Origin of the sequence: Streptomyces sp. NPDC058231, from assembly GCF_042882275.1 — a bacterium.
Classification (GTDB): domain Bacteria; phylum Actinomycetota; class Actinomycetes; order Streptomycetales; family Streptomycetaceae; genus Streptomyces.
In genome coordinates this window covers 1-6,898 of the sequence record NZ_JBHVWN010000131.1, presented here as the reverse complement: position 1 = coordinate 6,898, position 6,898 = coordinate 1, and the positions used below count along the sequence as shown (strand labels likewise).

The 6,898-nt window shown below is 71.3% G+C and carries 13 protein-coding genes; all 13 read left to right on the top strand.

The annotated features are described in order from the left end of the window. Positions 1-162 precede the first annotated feature (162 nt). The 13 genes from ACFVXE_RS38340 to ACFVXE_RS38280 all read left to right on the top strand — a co-directional run bounded on the left by ACFVXE_RS38340 (position 163) and on the right by ACFVXE_RS38280 (position 6,867). On the top strand, positions 163-597 hold the full coding sequence (locus ACFVXE_RS38340; RefSeq protein WP_389678363.1) for a hypothetical protein: 435 nt from the start codon (positions 163-165) through the stop codon (positions 595-597). 115 nt (positions 598-712) lie between these two features. Then, a complete protein-coding gene (locus ACFVXE_RS38335; protein WP_389678361.1) occupies positions 713-898 on the top strand; it encodes a hypothetical protein in 186 nt (61 codons plus the stop codon). A 23-nt stretch (positions 899-921) separates the two neighbouring features. Next, entirely contained in the window at positions 922-1,320 is a 399-nt protein-coding gene (locus ACFVXE_RS38330; RefSeq protein ID WP_389678359.1) for a hypothetical protein, read from the top strand. A gap of 88 nt (positions 1,321-1,408) precedes the next feature. Continuing rightward, on the top strand, positions 1,409-1,867 hold the full coding sequence (locus tag ACFVXE_RS38325) for a hypothetical protein (protein ID WP_389678357.1): 459 nt from the start codon (positions 1,409-1,411) through the stop codon (positions 1,865-1,867). A gap of 91 nt (positions 1,868-1,958) precedes the next feature. Then, entirely contained in the window at positions 1,959-2,570 is a 612-nt protein-coding gene (locus tag ACFVXE_RS38320; protein WP_389678355.1) for a hypothetical protein, read from the top strand. A gap of 158 nt (positions 2,571-2,728) precedes the next feature. Further along, positions 2,729-2,920, top strand: a complete 192-nt coding sequence (locus ACFVXE_RS38315; RefSeq protein ID WP_389678353.1) for a hypothetical protein — start codon at positions 2,729-2,731, stop codon at positions 2,918-2,920. Between the two features lie 95 nt (positions 2,921-3,015). Beyond that, on the top strand, positions 3,016-3,300 hold the full coding sequence (locus tag ACFVXE_RS38310; RefSeq protein WP_389678351.1) for a hypothetical protein: 285 nt from the start codon (positions 3,016-3,018) through the stop codon (positions 3,298-3,300). Between the two features lie 81 nt (positions 3,301-3,381). Further along, positions 3,382-3,756, top strand: a complete 375-nt coding sequence (locus ACFVXE_RS38305; RefSeq protein WP_389678349.1) for a hypothetical protein — start codon at positions 3,382-3,384, stop codon at positions 3,754-3,756. Between the two features lie 60 nt (positions 3,757-3,816). Continuing rightward, a complete protein-coding gene (locus tag ACFVXE_RS38300) occupies positions 3,817-4,212 on the top strand; it encodes a hypothetical protein (RefSeq protein ID WP_389678347.1) in 396 nt (131 codons plus the stop codon). Between the two features lie 56 nt (positions 4,213-4,268). Next, entirely contained in the window at positions 4,269-4,637 is a 369-nt protein-coding gene (locus ACFVXE_RS38295; RefSeq protein ID WP_389678345.1) for a hypothetical protein, read from the top strand. Positions 4,638-4,665: 28 nt separating this feature from the next. Beyond that, complete coding sequence (locus ACFVXE_RS38290) at positions 4,666-5,757, top strand: PP2C family protein-serine/threonine phosphatase (protein WP_389678343.1); 1,092 nt, start codon at positions 4,666-4,668, stop codon at positions 5,755-5,757. A gap of 125 nt (positions 5,758-5,882) precedes the next feature. After that, positions 5,883-6,206, top strand: a complete 324-nt coding sequence (locus ACFVXE_RS38285; protein ID WP_389678341.1) for a hypothetical protein — start codon at positions 5,883-5,885, stop codon at positions 6,204-6,206. A gap of 82 nt (positions 6,207-6,288) precedes the next feature. Then, complete coding sequence (locus ACFVXE_RS38280) at positions 6,289-6,867, top strand: hypothetical protein (RefSeq protein WP_389678339.1); 579 nt, start codon at positions 6,289-6,291, stop codon at positions 6,865-6,867. The last annotated feature ends 31 nt before the right edge of the window (positions 6,868-6,898 follow it).

Here is a 6,898-nt window from a genome sequence, read left to right as displayed (position 1 = left end):
CCTTTTTTGTGGGGGTCTGTGTGAGTTGTTTAACAACCACTTCCTCCGCGGGCGGGGGGGGCCGGGGGGGTGCGCCGCCCCCGCCGCGACGCCCCCCCCCGCCCCTCTTCCACCCCCTGAAACCGATCTCTTGGAGACCCCTGTGACCACCGAGGAGCAGATGTGACCGGCGCGTGGACCCTTCGCGCACCCTGCAGCGGCCAGGACGGCTTCGCGCCCAACCAGGAAGCCTGGCGCACCCCTCGCGACCTCAAGCGCCTGTGCCAGGCCCGGTTGGGCTACTGCAAGCCGTGCCCGTTCCGCGCCGAGTGCATCGCCACCATCAAACCCTCCCAGGCCAAGTTCGACGGGATTGCCGGTGGCCGCCTGTGGTGCAACGGCGAAGTCATCGACGCCCTCGACGACGTGAGCGACGACGAGCTGGCGGAGCCGAAGCTGCGCCCTTCCTGCGGCACCGAAGCCGGAGCGAAGAGCCACAGCCGCAACGACGAACGGATCTGCCCCTCGTGCCGGCAGGTGACCCGCGAGATGGACGCGCGCCGCGAGGCGGAGAAGAAGCAGGAACAGCTGCAGCTCGACTTCGCCGGTACCACCTGACCCGTCCCCCGCCTGCCTCCGGTGAAAGGGGGGCGGGCGGCGGACCCGACCCCCTTTTGGAGACCACGATGCTCCACCCCACCACCGACCCCCGCGCCGCCACCGGCGGCCCCCAGTGATCCGCACCAAGAACCGTGCCTGCACCGGCAAGCGCCGTCACGACACCGAGGAGCAGGCCGAGGAGCACCGCGAACGGCTCATCGCCAAAGGCGCCGTACGCCTGGCCGCCTACCAGTGCCGCAACCGCAACTGCCGTGGCTGGCACGTCGGCCACACGCCCAAGCCCCGCACGACCCGCTGACCCCAACACCTCTTGGAGATCCCGTGAACCACGACATCACCGACCTCGCCACCCGCCTTGCAGAGCGCGCCGCCGGATCGTGGCAGGAGGAAGCCGCCGTGTGGCTGCTCGCCACCGACGGCCACTGGCTGCCCGAACTGGAGCGCACCCAGCTGGTCATCGCCGACGCCACCGACCAGTCCCGCATCGCCTGGCGTCAGGTCGCCGTCGCGTGCCTGTCCGCCGGCGACGGCCCCCTGATCGGCACGCTCGCGGAGTGGCAGGTCCTGCGCCTGGCCTGCCTCCTGACCGGACGTCACGCCCTGTCCCTGGCCAATGTGTCCCTGCTGGACGAGCCCAACAAGCGCCTGGCCCTGCACGCCGTGGCGTGGGCGTCCGGCGGCCGCGCATGGGCGGACAGCCTCGCCCTCCTCGCCGACTGACCCAGCCCCCTGATCCGGGCCGCGCCCGCGGTGCCCACACCCCTGTGGGCGCGGCCCACCAACCATCCATACAAAGGAACCGAGCATCGTGAACTCCTCCACCCGCGCCAAGCTGGTCATGGACGCCATCAGCCGCGCCGTCGACTGCGACTTCCAGATCGCCTCGAACCTGATGGGCGAGATCTTCCGCAACAGCACCGGCCAGCAGATATACGGGGTGTGCTGCGGCCTGGCGGACGCCGCCCGCCAGACCCTCCTGCGCCTCCACGGATACCAGGACCCCGACACGATGTGGGCCCTGGCCCCCTCGGACCCGGCCGACGAACCCCTCCACCCCGCGCACGCCTTCTCCCTGCGGTTCATCACCGCCTTCGCCAACGGCGACATGGAGACCTGCAAGGCCCTGTACCTGGCCGCGGCAAACGCCAGCGCGGACGACTTCGCGCACTCGGTGATCGCGCTGCTCGGCGACGTCGCCCGCCTGGCCCGCCGCGCACTGCTGGAGCTCGCCGAGGGCGGCGAGGGGCCCGCGGCCCACCCGCACTGACCTCCCCCCGAGCCGGGCCGCGCCCGCCCGGTGCCCACACCCCCCGCGGGTCCGGCCCACCACCCCCCATCTGCTGTGCAAGGAGCCCTCGTTGACTGACCTCGTTCCCGCCCCCGATGCCTGGATGGCGACGGCCGGCCCGGCCCCGCTCGTAATCGGCGTGGACCCTTCGCTGACGTGCACGGGCGTCGCCGGTGACGGCTGGGCCGATGCTCTGCAGTCCAAGAAGCTACGCGGCCACGAGCGGCTGCAGTGGCTGCGCGCGGGGGTCCGGGAACGCACCCGCACGGCCGACCTGGTCGTCATCGAGGGCGCGGCGTACGGGCACGGCAAGCAGGCCGGGCACCACGAGCTGGGGGGCCTGTGGTGGATCCTCACGCAGGACCTGTGGGAGCGGAACATCCCGTACGTGGTGGTGGCGCCGAGCTCCCGCATCGTCTACGCGATGGGCGTGTCCAACCCGGCGCAGGACTACCCGCGCGAACAGCGGGCCCGCGTCACCAAGGGCATGGTGCGCGATGCCGTCGCCGAGCGGTACGGCCTCGACTGCGAGGGGGCGGGCCGGTACGACAAGGCGGACGCGTTCATCCTCGCCGCGATGGGCTTGCACTGGGCGGGCCGGCCGCTCGCGCCGGTCCCGGACACGCACCGTCGGGCCCTGGACGCGGTGCCATGGCCGAGCGCAGGAGGGGCGGCGGCGTAGGCGGAGGCGGCCCTGTGGGGTCGAGAGGGCTCTGACCTGGGGAAACGTGAAAAAAGTTCTTGCCTCCCTCCAGAAAGGCGATAGAATAAGGAGAGGAGTGCGAGGAGGGAAGCCCCCCTGCACCGGCAAGGCATTGACAACTCAAGAGGGAGACGACGATGAGTCGTAGCTACAAGGTCGGAGACACCGTCGAGCACGCCCAGGTCGCAGACCGCGGGACGATCACCGAGGTGAAGTCCAGCTGGAAGCGCCAGGCCAGCGGGAACACCACTCGCGTCCACAAGTACGTCGTCGACTGGGACAACGGCCCGCAGGGTCACCTGTGCGGTCCTCGAACCTTCTCGAAGTAGGAAACACAGCCACCCGGCCGTCCACCACGCAGGTGGGCGGCCGGGCGGAAGTGTGCCACACCCTTCCAATGTTCCAGTTCACCACAGGAGAAGCCATGGACACCGTCCAGGACCTGATCGCCGCCAACCTCACCGAGCGCGCCGATCACGTCACGTGCGTCAGCAACAACGTCTACGCCCGCTACATCGACAACACCCTCGTCCTGAAGGTCATCTGCGAGCCGACGGCGGCCGACGAGCTGCGCATCACGCTCGTAGCCGTCACCCCGGAACGCGGCGCGATCGACGCGGTCAGCTTCACCCACACCCGCGCTCAGAAGTTCGCGCAGGCCCTCCAGGAGCTGGACGCGTTCATGGACGTCTGGTTCCCGCTCGCCTGACCCACCCCGGCCCGGCCACCCACCCCACCAGGTGGGCGGCCGGGCCGTCTCTGCACGACCAACGGCCTCTTGGAGGAAGCCATGTTCGCCACCGACCAGACCGACCGCCTCGCCGCCCCGTACACGCTCGCCACCGGCCACACGGCCGACCGGCTCGCCGACATCCTCGCCGGGGGCCCGCACCTGCAGACCCTGCTCGTCGAGCGGTTCGGCCTCACCCTCGCCGCCGCCGGCGAGGTCGCGATCACCGTCGACCAGGTCCTGACCGCCACCCACCGGACGGCCAGCTACGGCCAGGACTACCGCACGTGGATCACCTGCATGCCCGAGGTGTTCCTGAAGTGCCTGGTGGAGATGGCCGCCCGCGCCGAGGCCGACGAATTCACCGTCGGTCACGCGGTGCACGTCGGCCGCCAGCTGATCACCGAGCTCGCTCTCGCCCTTCGCCCCTTCTGACGCACCCCGGGGGGCCGCCGCCCTGGCGGCCCCCACCCCTCTCACCGACTCGGAGACACCATGAGAACCCTCATTCGCGGCATTCGCCTTGACGTCGACGGCACCCTCACCGACCTGGAACTGCCCGTCGGCGAGGGCCTGTCGGCCGCCCTGCGCCCGGTCGTCGGCGGCTGGGTCGAGATCGCCCACTACGCCCGCCCCGCTGGCACACATCGCCTGTCCGTGGCCGTGAACGAAGACGGCGTAGCCCTGGAGCTGCCGCCGAACCTGTACGCGACGTCGCTGGTCAGCGCCATCCGCCTGGAGCAGCTGGGGTACTGCCTGCTCGGGCCCGTCGTGCTGCTGGGCGCCCTGGACGGCGCGCGCCTTCACACCGACGTGCCCGAGGTGCTGCGCGACGGCCTGCCGCAGATCATCGACGCCCTCAAGCCCCGCTACACCGCGGCCACTTCCTGACCCCCGCGGGCGGCCGGGCCCGGCCGCCCGCCCCGCCGACCAGAACGGACGCCTGCATGTCCACCGACCGCCTCGACCGCTTCGCTGCCACCGGCACCGGCTGGCAGCCCGCCCGCATCCGCCTCGCCGACGGCCACATGATGAGCGTCCAGGCCGGGCCCGGAGCCTTCAGCGTGCCCAGGCCCACCAGCTCCTGGACGGGCACCGTGCCGACCGACTACCCCGGCCCGTACACCCACCTCGAGGTTTTCCTGTGGCCCGGCCTCGAAGGCCCGGCCGACTGCGACTGGGACGAGGACCTCGTCGACTGCGACAGCCCCGACGCCTCCCTGTACCTGGAGGTGCCGGTCGACGAGATCCGCGCCTTCGTCCTGGCCCACGGCGGCGAGCACGCCGACCAGGACGCCGACCAGCCCGCCAACTGACCCCGCACACCCCGACCGAGGAGGAAGCATGCCCCGACAGACCCAAGCCCTGTACGTCCAGCCCAACGGCCACGCCGAGCCCTTCTACCTGGACGACCGGCCCAAGCGCCAGCAGACCGACATCGCCGACGAGCTCGACGGCCCCGTCACCGCCTGGCGGCTCGGCCGCCACATGACCGCCCACACCAGCGCCCCCGGCTACGCCCGCACCCGCAACGAACCGGTGCGCTGCGCCTGGCGCGACCTCGCCGGCGCGGACGCCCCGGACCTTCGCGGCCCCGTCATCGTCACCGGCCCCGAGAGCCGCGACGGCCTGCTGCAGCCGCTGCCGCCGCACGCCGCCGAGCGCGTATACCGCTGGGCACGCCTGCTGGGTGCGGCGACCATCCGGCGCCGCCCGCAGATGTCCGTGGCCCACGCCGTCGGCACCCGCGACCTGCAGTGCGACACGTACGCCGTGCACCACGACCAGGACAGCGGCCGCTGGGCGTTCGTGGTCCTGGACGGCATCGGCGACGAGGAAGACATCCAGGCCCACGTGCGGACCTGGGCGCCCGCCCTGGCCCGGGCCGCCGCCCGCTCGGGCGACCCCATCTCCGCGATCGCCCACATCCGCGCCCAGATCCTCACCCGTCTCGGGCGGCACTGGAACCACATGGACCCGGGCGCGGCCGCGGTCGTGGCCGTCCACCACCCCACCAACCCGCTGCTGCGCCTGGCCTGGTCCGGAGACGCCCGCGCCTACCGGTTCTCCGACTTCGGCAACCTCATGCCGCTGACGAAGGACCACAACTGGGCGCAGGAGCTGCGCGACGCCGGCCGCCAGCCCAAGGCGTGGGACCACAACTCGCTGATGGCGTGCCTCGAAGACGGAGACATCGGCTACGAGGAGGTGCTGTTGGAGATGGTCGCGAAGCTCGTGCTGTGCTCGGACGGGGTGCATCACCCGCTGGAGACCTACGAGCCGGGCCTCATGGAGGAGGCCCTACTGATGGCCCTGGACCCGAAGGAAAGCGCGGGCTCGCTCGTGACCGAGGCCCTGGCACAGGGGCGGTTGCGCGAGGCGAGCCAGGACAACGCGACCGCGCTCGTGGTCAGGTTCCCGCGCAACGGCGCCTGAAAAATCTGGCCTGTACCTGAGATTTTCTGGCATAGGGGGGGGCACATAACCCCAAAAAGCTGTAGAATAAGGACAGCGCGAGGGGGAAGCCGCCCCCTCCCCACCACGAGCTTCGGGAGAACAACGTGACCACATCCACCCTCATGCCGACACCGCCCTACCCCGGGCTGGACATCACCGAGACCGTCGAGCGTCACGACGTCGACGGCGTCCAGCTCCGCGACGCCCTGGACCGCATCAACCGCGCCCTCACCAAGGCGTGGGACGTCGAGCACTACGGCCTCACCCAGGAGCAGTTCACGCAGCTGGTCTGCCACTGCTTCTACAACACGCTCCTCGACGACGCGCTCGTTCACACCATTCACTTCGCCACGATCAGCCCGACCCGCAGCGTCACCTGCCTGACCTTCCGCATCGACGAGCTCATCACCACCGAACTCGACGCCTGACCCCTTCGGTGGCCCGCCCGCGCGGGCGGGCCGTCACGTGTGCCACAACACTGAAACGACTCTCGACCTCTTGGAGACCCGCATGCCCATCAGCCTTCAAAGACCACCGCGCAGCTGGCTCGTCGTCTTCCACGACGACCCGTACGCGATGCGCATCGTCGCGGTCCACCCGGCCCCCGGCGACGACGGCGACAACGACGAGCTGCGCGCCGAGTTGTACGTCGCGAACCTCGCCTCGTTCTACGTCGACGCGCCGTCCGCCGGCCAGGCCCGGCTCGCCGCCCGGCAGCTGCACGACGTCGAACGCATCCGCACCGCCTGCGCCCGCCTGCGCGCCGACCGGTCGAAGCCCCGTACGGCCGCGCCGCGCACCTGCACCGCGCCCCGCGGCCACCAGGCGCTCGCCCGCGCCTCCCGCGATGTCGCCCTGACCCGGACCGCCGCAAAGCGCGCCGACGACCTGGTCACGACCGCGCTGCGCGCCGGATACCGGCACCGGCCCCTGCGCCAACGCCACCTGACGTACGAGCAGTTCGTCGACCACCTCACGGCCAACACCGCGGCGACCCTCTACCGGCACGCCGCGCTGGTCGCCGCAGGCCGCACCGAGGAGGCCGTGGCCGTCCTCATCAACGCACTGGGCAGCGCCGCCGCCCTCTGACCCGCTCCTACCTCTCCCACCGGCCCGGGCC